Annotated in this window: 18 protein-coding genes; 12 read left to right on the top strand and 6 right to left on the bottom strand. The window is 69.3% G+C overall.

Features of this window, described 5'->3' with window-relative positions:
* The first annotated feature begins 7 nt into the window (after positions 1 to 7).
* The gene (locus EDD27_RS41900; protein WP_127937394.1) at positions 8 to 1,441 is read left to right on the top strand and encodes a S10 family peptidase; all 1,434 of its coding nucleotides are present in this window, start codon (positions 8 to 10) and stop codon (positions 1,439 to 1,441) included.
* Here EDD27_RS41900 and EDD27_RS41895 read toward each other — a convergent pair.
* The 5 genes from EDD27_RS41895 to EDD27_RS41875 all read right to left on the bottom strand — a co-directional run bounded on the left by EDD27_RS41895 (position 1,400) and on the right by EDD27_RS41875 (position 5,930).
* Entirely contained in the window at positions 1,400 to 2,263 is an 864-nt protein-coding gene (locus EDD27_RS41895; protein ID WP_127937392.1) for a hypothetical protein, read from the bottom strand. The two genes, EDD27_RS41900 and EDD27_RS41895, sit on opposite strands and share 42 nt — an antisense overlap.
* Before the next feature lie 53 nt (positions 2,264 to 2,316).
* Positions 2,317 to 2,736 carry a peptidase inhibitor family I36 protein gene (locus EDD27_RS41890; protein WP_127937390.1) on the bottom strand — a complete coding sequence of 140 codons (420 nt, stop codon included), beginning with the start codon at positions 2,734 to 2,736 and terminating at the stop codon, positions 2,317 to 2,319.
* A 253-nt stretch (positions 2,737 to 2,989) separates the two neighbouring features.
* A complete protein-coding gene (locus EDD27_RS41885; protein ID WP_127937388.1) occupies positions 2,990 to 3,760 on the bottom strand; it encodes an SDR family NAD(P)-dependent oxidoreductase in 771 nt (256 codons plus the stop codon).
* Positions 3,757 to 4,767, bottom strand: coding sequence for a DUF4432 family protein (locus EDD27_RS41880; RefSeq protein WP_127937386.1), 1,011 nt, complete (start codon positions 4,765 to 4,767; stop codon positions 3,757 to 3,759). Before EDD27_RS41880 ends, EDD27_RS41885 begins: the two co-directional genes overlap by 4 nt.
* Positions 4,764 to 5,930, bottom strand: coding sequence for a DUF4185 domain-containing protein (locus EDD27_RS41875; protein ID WP_127937384.1), 1,167 nt, complete (start codon positions 5,928 to 5,930; stop codon positions 4,764 to 4,766). Before EDD27_RS41875 ends, EDD27_RS41880 begins: the two co-directional genes overlap by 4 nt.
* Before the next feature lie 148 nt (positions 5,931 to 6,078).
* Here EDD27_RS41875 and EDD27_RS41870 point away from each other — a divergent pair, with 148 nt between their 5' ends.
* The 5 genes from EDD27_RS41870 to EDD27_RS41850 all read left to right on the top strand — a co-directional run bounded on the left by EDD27_RS41870 (position 6,079) and on the right by EDD27_RS41850 (position 12,424).
* Positions 6,079 to 7,026, top strand: a complete 948-nt coding sequence (locus EDD27_RS41870; RefSeq protein ID WP_127937382.1) for a phage baseplate protein — start codon at positions 6,079 to 6,081, stop codon at positions 7,024 to 7,026.
* 52 nt (positions 7,027 to 7,078) lie between these two features.
* Positions 7,079 to 8,689 (top strand): ABC-F family ATP-binding cassette domain-containing protein, encoded by a 1,611-nt coding sequence (locus tag EDD27_RS41865; RefSeq protein ID WP_127937380.1) that lies wholly within the window; start codon positions 7,079 to 7,081, stop codon positions 8,687 to 8,689.
* 160 nt (positions 8,690 to 8,849) lie between these two features.
* Positions 8,850 to 9,563 carry a hypothetical protein gene (locus EDD27_RS41860; protein WP_241564536.1) on the top strand — a complete coding sequence of 238 codons (714 nt, stop codon included), beginning with the start codon at positions 8,850 to 8,852 and terminating at the stop codon, positions 9,561 to 9,563.
* Positions 9,564 to 9,672: 109 nt separating this feature from the next.
* Positions 9,673 to 11,172 carry an RNA polymerase sigma factor gene (locus tag EDD27_RS58070; protein ID WP_127937378.1) on the top strand — a complete coding sequence of 500 codons (1,500 nt, stop codon included), beginning with the start codon at positions 9,673 to 9,675 and terminating at the stop codon, positions 11,170 to 11,172.
* Between the two features lie 142 nt (positions 11,173 to 11,314).
* Positions 11,315 to 12,424 (top strand): C40 family peptidase, encoded by a 1,110-nt coding sequence (locus EDD27_RS41850; RefSeq protein WP_127937376.1) that lies wholly within the window; start codon positions 11,315 to 11,317, stop codon positions 12,422 to 12,424.
* A 4-nt stretch (positions 12,425 to 12,428) separates the two neighbouring features.
* On the opposite strand, the gene EDD27_RS41845 is transcribed toward EDD27_RS41850, so the two are convergent.
* Positions 12,429 to 12,920, bottom strand: a complete 492-nt coding sequence (locus EDD27_RS41845) for an inorganic diphosphatase (protein ID WP_127937374.1) — start codon at positions 12,918 to 12,920, stop codon at positions 12,429 to 12,431.
* Between the two features lie 165 nt (positions 12,921 to 13,085).
* Between EDD27_RS41845 and dacB the strand changes: the two genes are divergently transcribed.
* The 6 genes from dacB (at position 13,086) to folE (ending at position 20,349) form a co-directional block, all read left to right on the top strand.
* Complete coding sequence (gene dacB, locus EDD27_RS41840) at positions 13,086 to 14,510, top strand: D-alanyl-D-alanine carboxypeptidase/D-alanyl-D-alanine endopeptidase (protein WP_127937372.1); 1,425 nt, start codon at positions 13,086 to 13,088, stop codon at positions 14,508 to 14,510.
* A 48-nt stretch (positions 14,511 to 14,558) separates the two neighbouring features.
* Positions 14,559 to 15,635 (top strand): zinc-dependent metalloprotease, encoded by a 1,077-nt coding sequence (locus EDD27_RS41835; protein WP_206641884.1) that lies wholly within the window; start codon positions 14,559 to 14,561, stop codon positions 15,633 to 15,635.
* Between the two features lie 314 nt (positions 15,636 to 15,949).
* Positions 15,950 to 16,951 (top strand): tRNA lysidine(34) synthetase TilS, encoded by a 1,002-nt coding sequence (gene tilS / locus EDD27_RS41830; RefSeq protein ID WP_127937370.1) that lies wholly within the window; start codon positions 15,950 to 15,952, stop codon positions 16,949 to 16,951.
* 10 nt (positions 16,952 to 16,961) lie between these two features.
* Positions 16,962 to 17,513 carry a hypoxanthine phosphoribosyltransferase gene (hpt, locus tag EDD27_RS41825; protein ID WP_164904020.1) on the top strand — a complete coding sequence of 184 codons (552 nt, stop codon included), beginning with the start codon at positions 16,962 to 16,964 and terminating at the stop codon, positions 17,511 to 17,513.
* A 237-nt stretch (positions 17,514 to 17,750) separates the two neighbouring features.
* On the top strand, positions 17,751 to 19,748 hold the full coding sequence (gene ftsH / locus EDD27_RS41820; RefSeq protein WP_127937368.1) for an ATP-dependent zinc metalloprotease FtsH: 1,998 nt from the start codon (positions 17,751 to 17,753) through the stop codon (positions 19,746 to 19,748).
* The gene (gene folE, locus EDD27_RS41815) at positions 19,735 to 20,349 is read left to right on the top strand and encodes a GTP cyclohydrolase I FolE (RefSeq protein WP_127937366.1); all 615 of its coding nucleotides are present in this window, start codon (positions 19,735 to 19,737) and stop codon (positions 20,347 to 20,349) included. Before ftsH ends, folE begins: the two co-directional genes overlap by 14 nt.
* Positions 20,350 to 20,393: the final 44 nt, after the last annotated feature.

Genomic DNA, 20,393 nt, shown 5'->3' with positions numbered 1-20,393 from the left:
GGGCCTCATGTCTGAAACCCAGCCTGCTCCCCCTGCCGACAACCTCGTCACCACGGCCCACACCCTGCCGTCGGGCGAGGCGTACACCGCCGTCACCGGCACCATGGTGTTGCGTGAGGAGGTGTTCACCGACGGTACGTTCGACGGCCTGCGGCCGAAGGCCGAGATGTTCGTCACGGCGTACACACTCGACGGAGCCGACCCGCTGACCAGGCCGGTCACCTTCGCGTTCAACGGCGGTCCCGGATCGTCGAGCGTGTGGTTGCATCTCGGTGTGTTCGGGCCGCGCCGGGTCGTCATGGGCGACGCCGGGGCGTTGTCGCCGCCGCCCTACGGGCTGGCCGACAACGAGGAGAGCCTGCTGAACGTGAGCGACCTGGTCTTCATCGACCCGGTCTCGACCGGCTACTCGCGGGCGGCCGAAGGCGAGAAGGCCGAGCCGTACCACGGGTTCACCGGTGACCTGGAGTCGGTGGGCGAGCTCATCCGGTTGTGGACCACCAGGAACGGGCGGTGGATGTCGCCGAAGTTCCTGGCCGGGGAGTCGTACGGGACGGTCAGGGCGGCCGGGCTGGCCGACCACCTGCAGTCGCGTTATGGCCTTTACCTCAACGGCGTGATCCTCATCTCGTCGGTGCTCGACTTCGTCACCGGGGAGTTCAACGAGGGCAACGACCTGGCCTACGCCCTCTATCTGCCGACTTATGCGGCTATAGCGCACTATCACGGACTGCACGGGGACCGGCCGCTGGCGGACGTGCTGCGCGAGGCCGAGGCGTTCGCCGAGCGCGACTACCTGTGGGCACTGGCCCGTGGCAGCCGGCTGACGCGGGAGGAACGCGCCGCCACGGTCGCCAGGATCGCCGCGCTCACCGGGCTGAGCGAGGACTACGTCGACCGGGTGAACCTGCGGATCGAGCACATCAGGTTCTTCACCGAGCTGCTGCGCTCGCGGCGGCTGACCGTCGGGCGCCTCGACGGCCGCTTCACCGGCTGGGACCCCGACGCGGGGCGCGAGCACTTCTCCGCCGATCCCAGCATGAGCGCGATCATGGGGCCCTACAGCGCCGCGCTCAACCACTACCTCCGGGCGGAGCTCGGGTACGCCAACGACCTGCCGTACGAGGTGCTCACCTCGCGCGTGCAGCCGTGGTCGTACAAGGAGTTCGAGGGTGCGCACGTCACGGTGGTCGACAAGCTCGGCGCCGCCATGCGCGCCAACCCGCACCTGCGCGTGCACGTGGCCTGCGGCTACCACGACGGGGCGACGCCGTACTACGCCGCCGAGCACACCCTCGCCCACCTGCCCGTGCCCGCCGAGCTGGCGGGCAACGTGGAGGTCAAATACTACGAAGCCGGGCACATGATGTACGTCCACGAGCCCAGCAGGCTGCGCCAGTCAGCCGACATCGCCGCCTTCGTGCGCGGCGAGCACGCTTGACGCCCTCTTGAGGCGCTGCTCCAGGTTGGCGCGGAGCGCGGCGAAGCGGTCGGCGTTGTCCCTGACGACAGCACGCTGCAACGCCGCGTCCGCCGCGTACCAGGCGGCCACCAGACCCGACGCCCACTTGCACTGCGTGTCGGCGGTCGCCGTCTGCTTCTCGTCCTCGGTCACAGTGCTCTTTTCCAGATCCCAGCGGCTGTCGCCAATGGCCGCCTCGGGAGCCGGGTACGAGTGGCCCTGCTGGCTCATGCACGACTGCCAGCGCTGGACCGCGCTCGTCACCGACGAGTGCTTGGCGGACTGCTCCAACGTGAGCGAGTCCTGCAGGGCCAGCCACGGCCAGTCCGCCTTCCGAGCACCCCGCTCCAGCGCCAGCGCCGCCCGGTCCAGGCACCCGCGGTCGGCGGCGGTCCCGTACAGGCGGTGGCGGGCGGGCTTGGGCAGTTTGGCCGCCCAGGATCGGGTCGTGTCGGGAGACGGCGGACGGGCGAGGTGGTAGCCGTAGCGCCGGGCCGCCTCGGTGTCCACGACGCCGTAGCGGCGTGAGTTGCCGGGTTCCACGGCGGCGATCGTCGCCGGGTCCTCGGCGGGCGGCTCGATCGTGACGCCCTTTTTGCGCATGCACCGCACGACCAGGAGATTGTGCGCGTTGCCCAGAATGGCCTGCTGCTCGGGAGTGGTCTTGTACGCGTCGAACGGCAACACCAGCTGCGCCACTGACGTGACGGCTGGTGCCGACGTCTGCGGCCGCGGTTCGTCGGCGGAGCAGCCCGCGACGCCCGTCAGCAGCAGCATGGCCGAGCTCGCCGCGAGGAGCACGCGACAGCCGGTTTCCGGCGGCCAGACCCGGAAACCGGCACTCCCGGTATGTGTCAGCGGCACCAGACGTCGAGGGAGCTGGCGCGGTCGTTGCCTACGGCGTTGTTCGCCAGGAACCCGTCGTTCGAGTTATGCGTGAACGTGCTGTGGGCGCCCGTGTAGTAGGGGTGCTGCCACAGGGTGGCAGCGCAGCCGACCCGGTTGCGCACCGAAGTCGTGTCGTTGTTCATGGTGCGCCAGGAATTGCTGAAGTCCCAGTTCAGCCAGTTGTTGTCGATGAGGTTGGCGTCGTCGCCCATGAAGTCGCGCCAGTAGTCGACCTGGCCGCGGTTGTAGTCGAAGCCGGCGTACAGGCAGACGCGGCCGCCGTAGCAGGTGGAGCGGGGGCTCGCCACCGCGGCGGTGGCGGGGACGACCATGGTGAACATCGCGGCAGCGGCGACGAAGCCGGCCGCCTTTTTGGATAGCCTCACAGGTCTCTCCTAGATCGGTGAGTCGATTCGACCTCGTAACGTGGCATGCCGAATCGAATGCGAGCCGTTATGGCTCGCGCTCCGACGGGAGGCTGCGCGCCCGTGCCGGGTCGCGTGCCGGGCACGCCGTCACACTCGTATCAAGGGGGTGACCTGGAAGTTCTTCCTATTGACGCAACTGTTGCCAGCTTTGCAAAAAGACCGGGGGAATTGGTGGGGCGGGCTCGACCTGTTCGACCATTCAGAAATGGGGCTATTCGGGGAGTGACGCCGGGTTCTGCGCCAACAGCCCGCCGTCCACCCGGTGCTCCGCCCCCGTGATGAACGACGAGCGCGGGCCCGCCAGGAACGCCACCAGCTCCGCGACCTCCTCCGGCCGGCCCACCCGGCCCAGAGGATGGGCGCGGCCCCACTGCCTGACCTGCTCCTCCTGCGACAGGTCACCCCGCCACAGATCCGCCGCCCAGCGCAGCATCGGCGTGTCGACCGAGCCGGGGCACACCACATTCACCCTGATCCCGTCGGCGGCGTGGTCAAGCGCCATGGCTCTGGTCAGGCCGTTGAGCGCGGCCTTGCTCGCGGTGTAGGCGGCCACCCGCGCCTGCGAGGAGAACGCCTGCACCGAGGAGATGAGCACGATCGAGCCGCCGCCGCGGGCCCGCAGCCGCGGGACGGCCGCCTTGCACGTCAGATAGACGCCTTTGAGATTGATGTCGAGCACTTCGTCCCAGAGGTCCTCGGGCGTGTCCTCGACGGTGCCGTACCGTTGCACGCCCGCGCACGTCACGACGATGTCGAGGCCGCCGAACCTGCGCACGGCAAGGTCCACCAGGTCCCGCATCTCGCCGCCCCGGCGCACGTCGGCGATCCGGCCGATGACGTGTTCGGTGTCGAGCTCCGCGTCCTTGTCCATTCCGCAGAACACGACGGACGCCCCGCCGTCTGCCAGCCGGTCCACCACCGCCCGCCCGATGCCCGTCGACCCGCCCGTGACCAGCGCCACCTTGCCGCCGAACTCGCTCACGCCATCACCTCCGCGCGCATCTTCAACGTCTTCGTCTCGTAGGGATCCAGGACGAGGGCCGTGCCGTTGGCCACGGCGGCGGCCAGGCCGTCGGTCGGCATGCTGGAGAACGGCTCGAGCCCGACCGTGTAGGCCCGGCCCCACCAGGGATAGCCTGTGGACGCGCCCAGCTCCTGCCACATCCACAGGTACGGCAGGAGTGAGGCATCCCACTCCACCCGCATACCGATATCCCCCGAAATTTCGTACCAACCCTCGTTGAAGCCGGTCAGGTAGACGATGTCGCTCGGCGACCCCGGCTCCTGCACCACGCTGAGGTCGGTGTGACCGCCGCCGTCCGCCGGAACGATCGGCCACGTCCATGGCCCACCCGCCCGGACCCGGCGCCCGGCCGGGTTGATCGCCGTCGCGTGCGGGATCACCTGAACACCGTCCGGCAGCCGGATCCTCGCCCCCGGACGCAGGAAAGGCCGCCCGTAGACGATGTGCTGCCCCCACATGGCGTGCAGCGCCACCGGGGAGTCATTGCCGGCCATGCTCTCGATCTCCAGCGCGGCCGTGCCCGACCGCAGCCTGAAGACCTTCTCCATCCGGTACGGCAGCCGCCTGGTCCTGACGCTGAGCCGGATCGCGACCTCGTCCTCGGAGTCCGCGGTCACCTCGTAGGACCATGGCAGTCCGGAGACCTCGCCGTGCTGGGCCAGCCGCGCGCCGCGGTATTCGCTCGGCGCGCCGCCGTTGGGGAAGACCTCTTGCCAGCCGCCCTCGTAGTGGTCCACGAACTGGGCGACGTCGTCGGCCGCGCCCTGGAGGTGGTCGCGCGGGCTGCGCAGGCCCTGCGGGGAGAGCCAGACGAAGTCCGTGTCGGTGGGCTTGTGCAGGAACTCGACGACGTCCCCGCCCTTGTCCGGCACGACGGTCACGCGCAGCAGCTCGTTCTCCAGCACGACCGCCCGCAGCCCGTCGATCACGACGTGCCGCAGGCGGGCCGCCCAGTTGCGTCTCACTGGAAGGTCACGTCCAGGAAGCGCGGCCGGTAGATGGACACGTCGCGGTAGTGGTCGGTGTTCACGAAGCTGTTGACGTTGTACGACACCACCAGCCCGTTGCCGGCGATCTCGGGATGGGCGTGGGCGTTGTAGGTGAAGATGTTCCCGCCGGTCTCGGGGGTCGTGTAGACGTGCTGCTTGCCGGTGAACGGGCCGAACGGCGAGCATGAGGCGTAGGCCACGATGTTGGCGCTCAGCGCCTCGGTCGTGTCATGCGTGATCAGGACATATCCGGACCCGACCTTGCTGACGCTGTACTCGTTCGCCACGCCGCTCATGATCCGCGCCGAGTCGGCCTCGTTCGGCGACCAGGTGCCGTCGCCCTTGAGATACTCCCAGGCGCCCAGCAGGCTCTGGCCCTTGACGCGGGCGATGTGCATGTACTTGGGCGAGCCGAAGTCCTCCACGCCATAGATGTAGGTGTACTGGCCGTCCTTGAGCGTCGCCGAGGCCCAGGCCACACCGTGGTCGGACGGCAGATCGTGCACGCTGATCGGCCGGTTGAGCCGTCCCGGGGCGAACCTGGCCACCACGTTCCGGTGCCAGCGCCAGTCCCACGCACCGGGGCCGTACCGCTCGTACTCCTGGTAGGTGACCTCCACGATCCCGCCGGCGAGCGTCGCGTCGCCGGCCCAGTACCAGTGGTTCTTGTCGCGCGGCGGCATCACGGCGGTGGGCTTCGCGGGGGTGCCGTCGTAAATGGTGGACAGCCTGCCGTCGCGCTCGACGGCGAAGGAGTTGTTGAGGAAGACCGTCGTGCCGCCTTCCTCGACCACGGGCGGGCGTGAGCCGTCGGGGTTGACCTGGCCGAGGAACGTGTCGGAGAAGATCCAGAGCTCCTTGCCGCTCGGCAGCCTGAGCGAGTAGGTGCCGTCGGCGCCCGTCCAGTCGTCCAGCCGGCTGTTGTCGTTGCCGTAGGCGGTGAACAGGCTGGTCAGGCGGGCATTCGTGGTCGTGCTCTTGACCGTTGGGGCGCAGGGAGAGGCGGGGGTGGCTGCTTGCTGCTCCTGTGCCACGGTCGGCACCGGCTTGGGCGGGGCGGCCCATGCCTCCTGCGGCACGGCCGTGAGCCCGATCAACGCGATGGCCAGGGGGGCGAGGGCAGAGCGGAATCGCGTCATCACTTGGTTTCCTCTGCGGGGAGGGGGATTCCCCCACAGTTCTAGTCATTAGATCACTTGCTGTCCAGGGCTTCCCAAGGATCAACAGTCACTGATTCCCGCCTGTACTAAGGTGATGATCCCCTGCAAACACCTCAAAGGAGGCCAAATGTCGATGACCCGCCGCAGCCTGCTCACAATCGGCGCCGGAGCCGCCGTCACGGCGCTGGCCGGCGCCGAGCCGGTGGCAGCCTCCGCAGCGGGCCGCTTCGACCTGGCCGCGCCTGCCAGCCCGCTGATCTGGAAGAAGGCACTCTACGACGAGACGGTCCTCCAGTCGTTCGCCTTCGACAACGTCAACGGGCATATTTACGCGGTGCAGCTGAAGAACGGCGCAGGGTCGGCGGCGGCGGGCGACCTGTGCCTCACCAAGCTCAGCCTGACCGGCACGGTGCTCGGCCACATGTACCTCAGGGGCTTCGGCCACGGCGTGCAGATCGGCGTCGAACCTGCGGGGACCTCGGCGTACCTGTGGACCGAGACCGACGCGGTGCGTGACAGTACGGGGAACGCCTGGGGGAGGCGGCTGGCGAGGTTCAAGTTCGTCAACGGCCGGACGCTCACGCCGTCGTCCTCGGGGCTGACGAAGTACGCCCCGATCTCCGGCGCGACCAGCACCACCTGCGCGATCGACCCGTCCACCAACCGGCTGATCATGCGGTATCGGAACAGCGGCGCCCCGCGCTACGCGGTGTACTCGCTGGCGGAGCTCAAGGCGGGGGCGCCGCGGAAGCTGCACGACGTCGCCCAGCCGTCAGGACTGGGCGTCTTCCAGGGGTACACCGCCTACGGCAACTACCTCTACCTGCTGGACGGCACCGCCTACAGCGGCTCCAACCCCGCGCCGGGCAATGCCCACCTCACCTGCGTCGACCTGCGGACGGGCGCCAAGGTCCAGCGCTCGCTCACCCAGGCGGGCAAGTCCCTGGACTACCGCGAGCCCGAGGGCTTGGCCGTCCAGATCGTCTCGGGCCGGCCCCGGCTGTGCCTCGGCCTCGCCTCGGGCGTCGCCGGAGCCCGCAAGGTCAGCATCTTCTACAAGAGCGCCCTCGTCTGACCGGGCGGAAAATTGGATGCCCGGGAGGGAGAACACCGGCTAGCCTGCCGGGATGGGCCACGTCGAAGTAGGACATTTGACATACGTGCTGCCCGACGGTCGGCCCCTGCTCAACGACGTCTCCTTCAGAATCGGTGATGGCGTCAAGGCCGCGCTGGTCGGGCCCAACGGCGCGGGCAAGACCACGCTCCTGCGCTTGATCGCCGGTGATCTGCAGCCGGTCGACGGCAGCGTGGCCAGCTCGGGCGGTCTGGGCGTGATGCGGCAGTTCATCGGCAGCGTGCGGGACGGCAGCAGCCTGCGGGACCTGCTGCTCGGCGTCGCGCCGCCCGCGGTGCGGCGGGCCGCCGAGCGGCTCGACGAGGCCGAGCTGGCGATGATGGAGCGCGACGACGAGAAGACGCAGATGCGGTACGCGCAGGCCATCGCGGACTACACCGACGCGGGCGGCTATGAGATCGAGGTGTTGTGGGACACCTGTACGGTGGCCGCCCTCGGCGTGCCGTACGAAAGGGTGAAATATCGCGAAGTGTCGACGCTGTCGGGTGGCGAGCAGAAGCGGCTCGTCCTCGAGGCGCTGCTCCGCGGCCCCGACCAGACCCTGCTGCTCGACGAGCCCGACAACTACCTCGACGTGCCCGGCAAGGAGTGGCTGGAGCAGCAGCTCAGGGAGACGTCCAAGACGGTGCTGCTGGTCAGCCATGACCGCCAGTTGCTCGCCAACGCCGCCGACCGGATCGTGACCGTCGAGTCGGGAAACGTCTGGATTCACGGCGGCGGCTTCACCACGTACGCCGAGGCCCGCAGGGCTCGCAACGAGCGGCTCGACGAACTGCGCAGGCGCTGGGACGAGGAGCACGCCAAGCTCAAGGCCCTGGTCAACATGCTGAAGAACAAGGCCAGGTACAACGACGGCATGGCCGCCGCCTACCACGCCGCCCAGACGCGGCTGCGTAAGTTCGAGGAGGCGGGCCCGCCCGAGGTGGCCCCGAGCGAGCAGAACATCCGGATGCGGCTCAGAGGCGGCCGCACCGGCAAACGCGCGGTCATCTGCGAGCGGCTGGAGCTCACCGGCCTGATGCGGCCGTTCGACCTGGAGGTCTGGTACGCCGAGCGCGTCGCCGTGCTCGGCTCCAACGGCTCGGGCAAGTCGCACTTCCTGCGTCTGCTGGCCGGGGAGCCGATCGCCCACGAGGGCGTGGCCAGACTGGGGGCCCGCGTGGTGCCCGGGCATTTCGCCCAGACCCACGCCAGGCCCGACCTGATCGGCCGCACTCCGGTCGAGATCGTCATGGGCGAGCACGCCAAGCTCAAGAACGAGGCGATGAAGGCCCTGGCCCGCTATGAGCTGGCGGGCCGGGTCGCCGAGCAGCGGTTCGAGACGTTGTCCGGCGGGCAGCAGGCCCGGCTGCAGATCCTGCTGCTGGAGTTGTCCGGGGCCACGCTGCTGCTGCTCGACGAGCCGACCGACAACCTCGACCTGGCCAGCGCCGAGGCGCTCCAGGCCGGGCTCGACGCCTTCGACGGGACCGTGCTGGCGGTCACCCACGACCGCTGGTTCGCCGCCGACTTCGACCGATTTCTGATCTTCGGCTCGGACGGCACGGTCTACGAGTCGGCCGAGCCGATCTGGGACGAGGCCAGGGTCGTGCGGCCCCGTTAAAGAGTTGGTACGGCTGGCGCGTGTCCTCTGCCAGCCGTACCCATGCTCGGGTTATCACGGCAAAGTGATCCCGCACAGTCGAATCATCAACGTACTCGCACTAGGGGCACTCGGGGCGTTCTGCCTCTCCGGGTGCGGCAGCGAGGAGCGGCCGGCACCAGTGCTCAAGCCCCTCGCGCTCAAGGAACAGGTCTCGAACATCGCCAAGTCCACGGACGGCTACGCCGTCACCTGGGCGGGCGTGCTCAGCAACGCCAACCCGTGGCACTTCGGCGAGCACGTGGTGGCCACGATCGTCGGGCAGGACGCCAAGGGCACCGAGGTCGTCCGGCTGGACCAGCCGCTCGACGCCGTGCCGCCGGGCGGTTCCCTGGCCTTCACCGGACAAGCCAGCGCCGCCGAGAAACCGGCCAAGGTGACGATCCAGTACCGTCCCGCGCAGTGGCGGCCGGCGGCGCGGATGGCCTCCGCTTTCCAGCCGTTCCCCATCACTCGTGCCCAGACATTGCGCCAGAAAGACGGCTCATACCTTATTACGGGATATGTGGGGAATCCGTATCAGACATCGGCCAGCAGCCTCGTCGTGAATGCGTTGTTGCGCGACAAAGCGGGCAAACTGCTGGGTGGTGGCAGCACGTTCGTGGACGACGTGAAGGCCGGGAGCCCGCCCAGATTCATCCTCACCGTGTCCGGGTTGCCGGCCCGCGCGGACGTCGCGAAGACCGAAATCACGGCCAGGACCTGGGGGTCGACCGGCCGTCCTTATGAGGATCTGGCGCTCGGCGGCGCCGTTCCCGTGCACACGGTCAAACCCAAGAGCGACCAGTTCCAGGAGGACCGGAGCACCCAAGTCGTATCCGTCCCTAAACAATAATTTTTCGCACCAAAGCCCGAAAAATCGGGTGGATTAATGACGTGAGATTCGCGGCCGACAACGCCAAATCGGTGGAACTAGTAGTTACGAATCCATTACATTCGGTCACATGACCGACCGCGCCCTGGTGGAAGCACTCCGCGCCCGCCATCCCGGCGCCCCCGCCGCGCTCTACGACGCGTACGCGGAGGACGTCTACCGCTACTGCTGGTCCCTCCTCCTGAGCGCCGAGAGTGCCCAGGTGGCGCTCCGCGACACGCTGATCGCCGCCGAGGCGCACGCGCGCGCGCTGACCGAGCCCGACCAGCTCCGTACGTGGCTGTACGCACTGGCCCGCGTCGAGTGCCTGCGCCGTCGCGCGGCCGCGCCGCCGGGCGCCGCCGAGGCGCTGGCCGAGGCGCCACCGCTGGACGACCCCGCCGACGCCGACCTGCGGGTCATGGCGTGGAACGCGGTCCAGGGCCTGCCCGTCGCCGACCGGGAGATCCTGGAGTTGTCGATCAGGCACGGGCTGGCCGACACCGAGCTGGGTCAGGTGCTCGGCGTCCCGGTACGCGAGGTGGAGGAGGCCATGGCGGCCGCCCGCGACCACCTGCGCGACGCGATCACCGCGGAGATCCTGGCCAGGAAGGGCCCGTACGACTGCCCGCGACGGGCCGCCATCCTCTCCGGCTTCTCCGGCGAGCTCACCTCGGGCATGCGCGAGCGCCTGGTCAGGCACCTCTCGCAGTGCGACATCTGCGCGCCGCACCGCGGCCGGCAGGTCTCGGCGACCAAGGTCTTCGAGTTGTTGCCGCGCACGGCGCTGCCCGACGCGTTGCGCATCAGGGTGATGAGCTGCTTCGTCGACCCCGAGTTGCTGCCCTACCGCCGCTACGTCGCCAGGCGTACCGGCGCACTGGGTGCTGCCGGGTTTCCCTTCCCCGCGGCGAAGAACGTTCGAAGGTGGCCTCAGGCGGTGGCGAGCGCACTGGCGGCGGTCGCGGCCGTGGTGGCGATAGCGGTGATCTTCCAGGTGATGGGCAGGGACGGCGCGGGACTGGCGGGAGGCGGGGCGGCCGCCCTGCCGGCGACGGGCGAGTCGCCCCCCATCCCTGTGCCGCGGCAGAGCGAGCCGCAGAACGTGCCGATGACCGTGGAGCCCACCCTGGACAACACGGGCACGCAGCCCGTCCAGACGGCCGGCTCACCCGTTCACGGCACCGTGTGGCGCCCGCCTCCCATCACCGCATCGGCGCCTGTGCCGCCGTCGGCCGGCCCTCCGGTGCGGACACCGCCCCAGCAGCAACCAGGACAGCCGCCGCAGCAGCAACCAGGAGAGCCCACCTGGCGACCGCCGGCGAACCCGCCGCCCGGCACGCACCCCGGCGGACCCGGTCCCCGCCCGCACCCGCACAAGCCCCGCCCCTGCGGGCGCACCCCATGCCCCACCGGCACTCCCACGCCGACCCCTACCTCCACGCCGACCTCCACGCCGACCTCCAGCCCGACGGCGACTCATCAGAGCTCCGCCCCGACGCGGACCGCCACCCCGATCACTCCTCCGGCGGAAACCTCCACCGCCACGCCAACCGAGGAGCGCTCGGTGCCGCCTACCAAGAACGGCTGACCCGTCGCCAACCGGCCACCCGTTACCACCAAGAGCACGCCATGAAGAGCAGCGGATCCCCTCCACCTCGCCTCGTCACGTTACGTAAGTGAACGTGCGGGAACTGTGTGCATAGAGTGACCGGTTGTCATTGGGGGGACCTATGCGCACGTTCCGGGCAGGGTTGCTGGTGGGCTGCCTGCTCGTCGCCTTGTGTCCGCCGGTTCACGCCGCACCCCGGCCGTCCCCGCGCGACGTGGCGAAGGCCCGCGAAGCCGTACGCGAACGGTCGAGGGAGCTGGCGGCGACGAGCGCGAAGCTGGCCACGGCGCAGTCGCGGCTCGCGCGGCTGACGGCCGACGTGGAACGGCTGGTCGAGGCGTACAACGGGGAGATGGTGCGGCTGCGGAACGCCGAGCACGCGAGCTCACAGGCCCGCGCGCGGCTGGCGGCGGCCGACGCCCAGGTCGAAGAGACCAGGCAGGACGTCGCGCTGCTGGCGACGGAGACGTACGGGGGATGGGGGACGATGGAGCCGATCATCGGCATGATCGTCGACCAGTCCGGCGCCGACGGGGCGCTGCACCGGGCAGGCGTGCTCGGGCAGCTCAGCGGCGAGCGGGCGGCGATCCTGGCCAGGTTGCGCGACGCGCAAGAGGTGGCCGCCATCCTGCGTACCCAGGCCGTGAACGCCCAGGCCGCGCAGCAGGCCGCCGCCGAGAGCGCCAGCCGGGCGAAGCTCGCCGCCGAGGAGGCCGTGGCCGCTCAGCGGCGCGAGACGCGAGTGTTGCGGACCCGTGAGCACCGCCTGCAGGAGCGGGTCGACGCGGCACGCACCCGCGCCGAGCTGCTGGCCCGACGCCGGGCCGCGGCCGCGTCGGCGGCTGGACTGGTCTCCGGCGGTTCGGCCATGGGCGACGTGGCGGCCGATTGGGCGCTCACCCAGCTCGGCAAGCCGTACGTGTGGGCGGCCGACGGACCGGACACCTATGACTGCTCGGGGCTGACGATGCGGGCCTGGGAGCGCGTGGGAGTGCGGCTCGACCACTGGACCGGCACCCAGTGGACGTCGGGGCCGCACGTGCCGCTGGACCAGCTGCGCCGCGGGGACCTGCTGTTCTTCGCGTACAACACCAGCGACCCCAGCACGATCCACCACGTCGGCATCTACGTGGGGCGCGGCCTGATGGTGCACGCGCCGGAGACCGGCGACGTGGTGCGGGTGGCCTCGATCTGGCGCGGGGACCTGGTGGGCGCCACCAGGCCCCGCTGAAGGATCAGTGGTGGCCGGCGTCCTTGGCGCGCTGGAAGGAGCGCTCGATCTCGGCCTCGGCCTCGGTGCGGCCCACCCAGTTGGCGCCCTCGACGGACTTGCCGGGCTCCAGGTCCTTGTAGACCTCGAAGAAGTGCTGGATCTCCAGCCGGTCGAACTCCGACACGTGGTGGATGTCCTGGATGTGGTGCATCCGCGGGTCGGTGGACGGCACGCACAGGACCTTGTCGTCGCCGCCCTTCTCGTCGGTCATCCGGAACATGCCCACCGCCCGGCACGTGATGTAGCAGCCGGGGAACGTCGGCTCCTGCAGCAACACCAGCGCGTCGAGCGGGTCGCCGTCCTCGCCGAGGGTGTGCTCGATGAAGCCGTAGTCGGCGGGGTACTGCGTGGAGGTGAACAGGAGCCGGTCAAGCCTGATCTTCCCGGTCTCGTGGTCCACTTCGTATTTGTTCCGTTGTCCCTTGGGAATCTCAACGACAACGTCGAACTCCACCGCGGTCCTTTCTCATGGGTCGAGTCCGCCTCACCTGGCACCCTGGTGTGCGCATTCGCATCCCTAGGTGTCCGGTTAGGCTTCCTCTCCCGCACTCAAGCCCCCCGGTATCCCCGGACGGGCGTTAATGTCTCGTAGGCGAATTCAAGCGAGAGGGCAGGCGACGTGGCGCGGCACGACCGGTGGGTGATGCTGGCCACTCTCGTCGTGCTCCAGGCCCTGACGATCGTCACCGGCGTGTACGCGGTGACCACCGACTTCAGCCTGGGCGCGCTGACGAGACAGACTTCACCGACCGAGCCGACGGCGTCCCCGCAGGAAGGGTCTCCTCCGCCCGTCCCCGTGGTCACCGCGGGACCAGTGCTGGCCCAGCTTTCGGCGAAGTCAGGAGACGGACCTCTCCCGACTAAGGGTACTTTGACGCGGCAGCTCACCAGCGCCCTGGGTGACAAAGCCCTCGGCGACCGGGTCGGCGCCGTCGTGTTCGACGCGACCACCGGCGAACAGGTCTTCGCCTCCAACGCCGACACCCCAATCACTCCCGCCTCCACCACGAAGGTCATCACTTGCGTGGCCGCGCTCGCCTCATTCGGCCCCGACACCCGCCTGTCCACCAGGGTCGTCCAGGGCGCCAAGCCAGGCGCGATCGTCCTGGTCGGCGGCGGCGACCCGCTGCTGGCCGGGCCCTCGGCGAAGCCGTCGTACCCGAAGCAGGCGAGCCTCGCCACGCTGGCCGCCCGCACCGCGGCGACCCTCAAATCCCAGAACATCAAGAAAGTCACCCTCACCTACGACTCGTCCCTGTTCACCGGCACCCCGATCGCGCCGGGCTGGAAGCCCAACTACATCCCCGACGGTGAAGTCGCCCCCGTCCACGCCCTGACCATGGACGAGGGCCGCCAGAACCCGCGCAACAGAGCCCCTCGCGTCACCGACCCTCCCGCCTACACCGCCTCGGCCTTCGCCAGGCTGCTCGGCAGGCAGGGCATCTCGGTGTCGAAGTCCATCCGCCCAGGCAAGGCCGCCGCGGGCGCCCCCGAGCTCGGCAAGGTCGACTCCGCGCCCCTCTACTCCCTGGTTGAGCACACGCTGACCCGCAGCGACAACGACCTGGCCGAGGCCCTGCTCAGGCACGTCGCCATCAAGGAAGGACAACCCGCGTCCTTCGCGGGCGGCGCGAAGGCCGTGACCACGGTGCTCCAGCGGCTCGGCATCACCCAGGGCGTCTCGCTCTCGGACGGCAGCGGCCTGTCCATCCGCAACCGCATCGCCCCCAGCGCCCTGGCCAAGGCCATCGCCCTGTCCGGCGGCGCGAGCCGGCCCGACCTGCACGCGATCGCCTCCGGCATGCCGATCGCCGGCTTCTCCGGCACGCTCGGCAACGGCCGCCGCTTCACCTCGGGCGACAGCAAGGGCGAGGTGGGCCTGGTCCGCGCCAAGACCGGCACTCTCAACCACGTCAACACGCTGGCGGGACTGGCCACGACCAAGGACGGGCGGCTGGTCACGTTCGCGTTCATGGCGGATCAGGTGCCGATCAACGCCGAACCCGTGCTGGATCGGCTCGCCGCCATCGTCGCGCGCTCGTAACGGGACGCTCCTTCGCGGGTTGGGGCCGGAGCACGTACGGTGGACGGTATGCAGGTGATCGACTGGGATCTGGCCGTCACGACCGGCACGCGCCTGGTGCGCCCCGGTCCTCAAGTGAGCCGGGAGGAGGCCAGGCAGGCCGTCACCGAGCTCCGTACCCTGTCACGTGAGGCCGAGGGCCACGTGCGCGAGTTCACGAAGATCCATACGGAGACCGCGCCGCAGCCCGCGACCATCGTGGACAGGCCTGGCTGGATCAGGGCGAACGTCGAGGGCTTCCGCGTGGTGCTCGAGCCCCTGACGCAGCGCATGGGCAACAGCTCCAACCCGCCCCCGGCCATCGTCACCGCCGTGGGCTCACGCATCACGGGCGTCGAAGTCGGGGCCGTCCTGGCCTTCCTCGCCTCACGGGTCCTGGGCCAGTACGAGCTGTTCCTGCCGCCCGACCCCACCGGGCAGGAGCCGGCGGGCCGCCTGACGCTCGTCGCACCCAACATCGTGCACGCCGAACGCGAGATGAGCGTCGACCCGCACGACTTCCGCCTGTGGGTCTGCCTCCACGAGGAGACCCACCGCGTGCAGTTCACGGGCGTGCCGTGGCTGCGCGAATACGTGCGCTCGCAGATGACCGAGTTCCTGCTCGCCTCCGACCTGGACCTGCCCACCCTGCTCGAACGCCTGCGCAACGCCGCCGACACGGTGGCCGACGTGGTGCGCGGCGGCGAGGGCAACCTGATCGACGCCATCCAGTCGCCGGGCCAGAAGGAGATCCTCGACCGCCTGACCGCCGTGATGACGCTGGTCGAAGGGCACGGCGACTATGTGATGGACGCCGTGGGCCCGTCCGTGGTGCCGTCGGTGGCCGACATCCGCGCCAAGTTCGCCCACCGCCGCGAGGGCGGCTCCCGCCTGGACAAGACGGTGCGGCGGCTGCTGGGGATCGAGGTCAAGATGAAGCAGTACGCGGAGGGGTCGGCGTTCGTGCGGTCGGTCGTCGGCCGGGTGGGCATGGAAGGCTTCAACAAGGTGTGGACGTCCCCGGAAACCCTCCCGACGACCCCCGAAATCGCCGACCCCGACGCCTGGATCAGCCGCGTCATCGGCACCCCCGCCCTCCCCGCCTGACCCCAGCCCCACGACGGCGCCGCGAGGCGCCGGGCCCCGTTCCCACACCCGCCCATCGACCGCCGCGTCGGCAGACGTGGCCCAGCGGTGCCCGGTGCCCAGCCGGGGTGCGCGACGCCTAGCCCGGATGCGGCCCCCGCTCGCCTGTGCGGTCGCTTGTCCACGCGGGCGTGCGTCTGCCGGACACGGGGAGCCGGAAGGCCCGGCAGCGGCAGGCTTCAGACAAGGGCTGGGTGGGGGCGTGGCGCTGGCCATGGCCGTTGCGGTGCCGCCGGCCGTTGGGGCGTCGCGGTGACGGGTCGTGACCGGCGACAATGGCTCCCGTGGGTCCACATCCAGCGGTAGCCGACGTCCGGAGGGCCGTGCGTGAGGCGCTGGCCGACCTCCCGCACGAGGCCCTGGTCCTGGCGGCGTGCAGCGGCGGCGCCGACTCCCTGGCGCTGGCCGCGGCACTCGGCTTCGTGGCGCCGCGCATGGGATTGCGGGCCGGTCTCCTGACCGTGGATCACCAGCTCCAGCCCGGATCCGCCGAGCGGGCGCAGCAGGTCGTCAACCAGGCCGCACGCCTGGGCCTGCACCCCGCGGAAGTGCTCACTGTCACCGTCGGCACCGAGGGCGGTCCCGAGGCGGCGGCCAGGGAGGCGAGGTACGCCGCGCTCGCCGCGGCGGCCGACCGGCTCCGGGCCGCGGCCGTCCTCCTCGGCCACACCAGGGACGACCAGGCGGAGACGGTGCTCCTGGGCCTGGCCAGGGGCAGCGGTCTGCGCTCGCTGTCGGGGATGGCCGCCCAAGCCGGTCGTTACCGACGCCCCTTCCTCGATCTCTCCAGAGCCACCACCGTCGCCGCCTGCCGGGCACTGGGCCTCACCCCCTGGGACGACCCGCACAATGAGGATCCTCGGTACACAAGGGTCCGCGTACGGCAAAAAGTGCTCCCCGTTCTGGAGCAGGAACTGGGCCCCGGGGTGGCCGAGGCGCTCGCCAGGACCGCGCGGATGGCACGCGAGGACGCCGACGCGCTGGACGAATGGACCGAATCGGCGTACCAGGATTGCGCTCTTAGCGATATCGACGGGGCCATCACGCTCGCTGTGAAGAAGCTGGAAAATCTCCCCGACGCCGTCAGGCGGAGGGTTCTGCGTCGCGCGGCCATCGCCGCCGGGTCCCCGTCCGGCGCCCTGTCGGCCACGCACGTGCTGGCTGTGGATCGGCTGGTCACGCGGTGGCGTGGGCAGAAGGCCGTGGACCTGCCCGGGGGTCTGTCCGCCACCCGGCGGTATGGCAACCTGATACTCGCCATCAGTCCCCACGCGTAAGGAACCACAGGTGGACGCTGCCGACATGGGCAATGACCTGGAGAAGGTCCTCATCCCGCAGGATGAGCTCCAGTCCAAGATCAAAGAGCTTGCCGGGCGGATCGACGAGGACTACGCGGGCAAGGACTTGCTGCTCGTGGGCGTGTTGAAGGGCGCCGTCATGGTGATGGCCGACCTGGCCAGGGCCCTGCACGTGCCGGTGCAGATGGACTGGATGGCGGTGTCGTCGTACGGCGCCGGCACCAAGTCGTCCGGCGTCGTACGCGTGCTGAAAGACCTCGACACCGACATCATGAACCGCCACGTGCTGATCGTGGAGGACATCATCGACTCCGGCCTGACCTTGCACTGGCTGCTGGAAAACCTCAAATCCCGCAACCCGGCGAGCCTGGAGATCTGCACCGCGCTGCGCAAGCCGGATGCGGTGAAGGTGCCGATCGACGTGAAATATGTCGGGTTCGACATTCCCAACGAGTTCGTCATCGGTTATGGCCTCGACTACGCGGAGAGATACCGGAACCTTCCGTTCATCGGGACCCTCGCGCCACACGTTTATAAGTAGCACCTCTTGCCATGGCCGGGAACATCGCGCAACGTGACGTACGTTGATAGGGCAAGGCCGGTGTAGCGGGCGGTCCCTCCGCGCGCTCTGCCGGTGTACCTTCAGACTCCGGAAGGGTGACCGTGTGTCCCCTTCGGGTAGTCAGAAGTCGCGGTGCCGGATGCCGCGGCCCCGGGCCAACCCGGGGTTCCAGGCCATGGTCAGGAAGGGACGGGCCCGCAAGGGGTTCCGCATCGGATGGATCTCAAGCGATTTACACGTGGGCCACTGCTGTGGATCCTGGGCATCGTCGTGCTGCTCCTGCTCGTCACCCAGCTGTGGAGTGGCGGCGGTAATTTCAAGCAGGCCGACACGTCCTTGGTTCTCCAGCAGATTCGCGCCGGGAACGTTAGCAACGCGAAGATTGTCGACAAGGACAACCGCATCGAGGTAACGCTGCACAACGCGGTCGCGGTCAGGCAGGGCGATCAGCCGACGAAGCTGATCCAGTCCGACTGGGTGACCGGTTACGGCAGCAAGCTGACCGACGAGCTGCAGGCGCAGGTCGACGCCAAGAAGACCAAGAGCTTCACAACCGAGGTGCCGCAGGAGAACTTCCTGGTCAGCCTTCTGGTGAGCTTCCTGCCGATCGTCATCATCGTGTTGCTCTTCCTGTTCATCATGAACCAGATGCAGGGCGGCGGCTCGCGGGTGATGAACTTCGGCAAGTCGAAGGCCAAGCTCATCACCAAGGACACCCCCAAGACCACGTTCGCCGACGTCGCGGGGGCCGACGAGGCCATCGAGGAGCTCCAGGAGATCAAGGAGTTCCTGCAGGCCCCGGCCAAGTTCCAGGCGATCGGCGCCAAGATCCCCAAGGGCGTGCTGCTGTACGGCCCGCCCGGCACCGGCAAGACCCTGCTGGCCCGAGCCGTCGCGGGCGAGGCCGGCGTGCCGTTCTACTCGATCTCCGGTTCGGACTTCGTCGAGATGTTCGTCGGTGTCGGCGCCTCCCGTGTGCGAGACCTGTTCGAGCAGGCGAAGGCCAACGCGCCGGCGATCATCTTCATCGACGAGATCGACGCCGTCGGCCGCCACCGCGGCGCCGGCCTGGGCGGCGGTCACGACGAGCGCGAGCAGACGCTCAACCAGCTGCTCGTCGAGATGGACGGCTTCGACGTCAAGGGCGGCGTGATCCTCATCGCCGCGACCAACCGGCCGGACATCCTGGACCCGGCGCTGCTGCGCCCGGGCCGTTTCGACCGGCAGGTCACCGTCGACCGCCCCGACCTGGAGGGCCGCAAGGGCATCCTCAAGGTCCACGGCCGCGGCAAGCCGTTCGCGCCCGACGTCGACCTCGACGTCATCGCGCGCCGCACCCCCGGGTTCACCGGCGCCGACCTGGCCAACGTGATCAACGAGGCCGCCCTGCTCACCGCGCGGGCGGACGACAAGCTGATCACGATGGACGTCCTCGAGGAGTCGATCGACCGCGTCATGGCAGGGCCCGAGCGCAAGTCGCGGGTCATGTCGGACAAGGAAAAGAAGATGATCGCCTACCACGAGGGCGGTCACGCGCTGGTGGCGCACGCGCTGCCCAACTCCGACCCGGTCCACAAGATCACGATCCTGTCCCGCGGCCGCGCCCTCGGCTACACGATGACGCTGCCGATGGAGGACAAGTTCCTGGCCACCAGGTCGGAGATGATGGACCAGCTCGCGATGTTGCTCGGCGGCCGCGCGGCGGAGGAGCTCGTCTTCCACGAGCCCACCACCGGCGCCTCCAACGACATCGAGAAGGCCACCGCGGTCGCCCGCCGCATGGTGGTCGAGTACGGCATGAGCGAGCAGCTCGGCGCCCGTAAGTTCGGCAGCGGCAACGCCGAGGTGTTCCTGGGCCGCGAGATGGGCCACGAGCGCGACTACTCCGAGAAGATCGCTTCCACGATCGACGAGGAGGTCCGCCGGATGATCGAGACGGCGCACGACCAGGCGTGGGACATCCTGGTCGAATACCGCGACGTGCTCGACAACCTGGTGCTCGAGCTCATGGAGAAGGAGACCCTCTCCCGCGAGCAGGTGCTGCAGATCTTCTCGCCGGTGGTCGTCAAGGAGCACCGCCCGTCCTATGCGGGTTACGGCAAGCGGCTCCCGTCGGACCGCCCGCCGATCCTGACCCCTAAGGAGAAGCAGTCGGCCAACGGCTCGCTCACCGGTGGCCACCAGGACGCCTTGCCCTCCGGTGAGACTGCCTGACCCCGTACGGAAAGATGTTTGCGTGACACAGCACGACGTTGACCTGGCCAGGATCGAGAAGGCCGTCCGCGAGATCCTCTATGCCATCGGCGAGGATCCCGACCGCGACGGCCTTGTCGAGACCCCTGCCCGGGTCGCCAGGGCCATGGCCGAGCAGTATTCAGGGCTCGGCCTGACGCCCGAGGACGTGCTCAACAAGGTCTTCGATGTCGATCACGACGAGATGATCCTCGTGAAGGACATCGAGGTCTATTCGAACTGCGAACATCATCTGGTGCCGTTCCACGGACTGGCGCACGTGGGCTACATCCCCAACGAGAGCGGGCAGGTGACGGGGCTGTCGAAGCTGGCCCGCCTCGTGGACGTCTTTGCCCGCCGCCCCCAGGTCCAGGAGCGCATGACCTCCCAGATCGCCGACGCGCTCATGCGGGTGCTGGAGCCCCGCGGGGTGATCGTGGTCATCGAGGCCGAGCATCTGTGCATGACCATGCGCGGCGTACGCAAGCCAGGCGCCAAGACCGTCACGTCGGCGGTCCGCGGCGACTTCCGTACCAGCGACAAGACCCGATCCGAGGCGATGGCGCTCATCCTCGGGCGCTGAGTGAGCGAACGGGGTACCCGCGATGTCGGCAAGTATGGGGAAGC

The sequence above is a fragment of the Nonomuraea polychroma genome (assembly GCF_004011505.1).
Lineage (GTDB): Bacteria > Actinomycetota > Actinomycetes > Streptosporangiales > Streptosporangiaceae > Nonomuraea > Nonomuraea polychroma.
The sequence above is the reverse complement of the archived record's forward strand: the minus strand, read 5'-3'. Positions and strand labels throughout refer to the sequence as shown.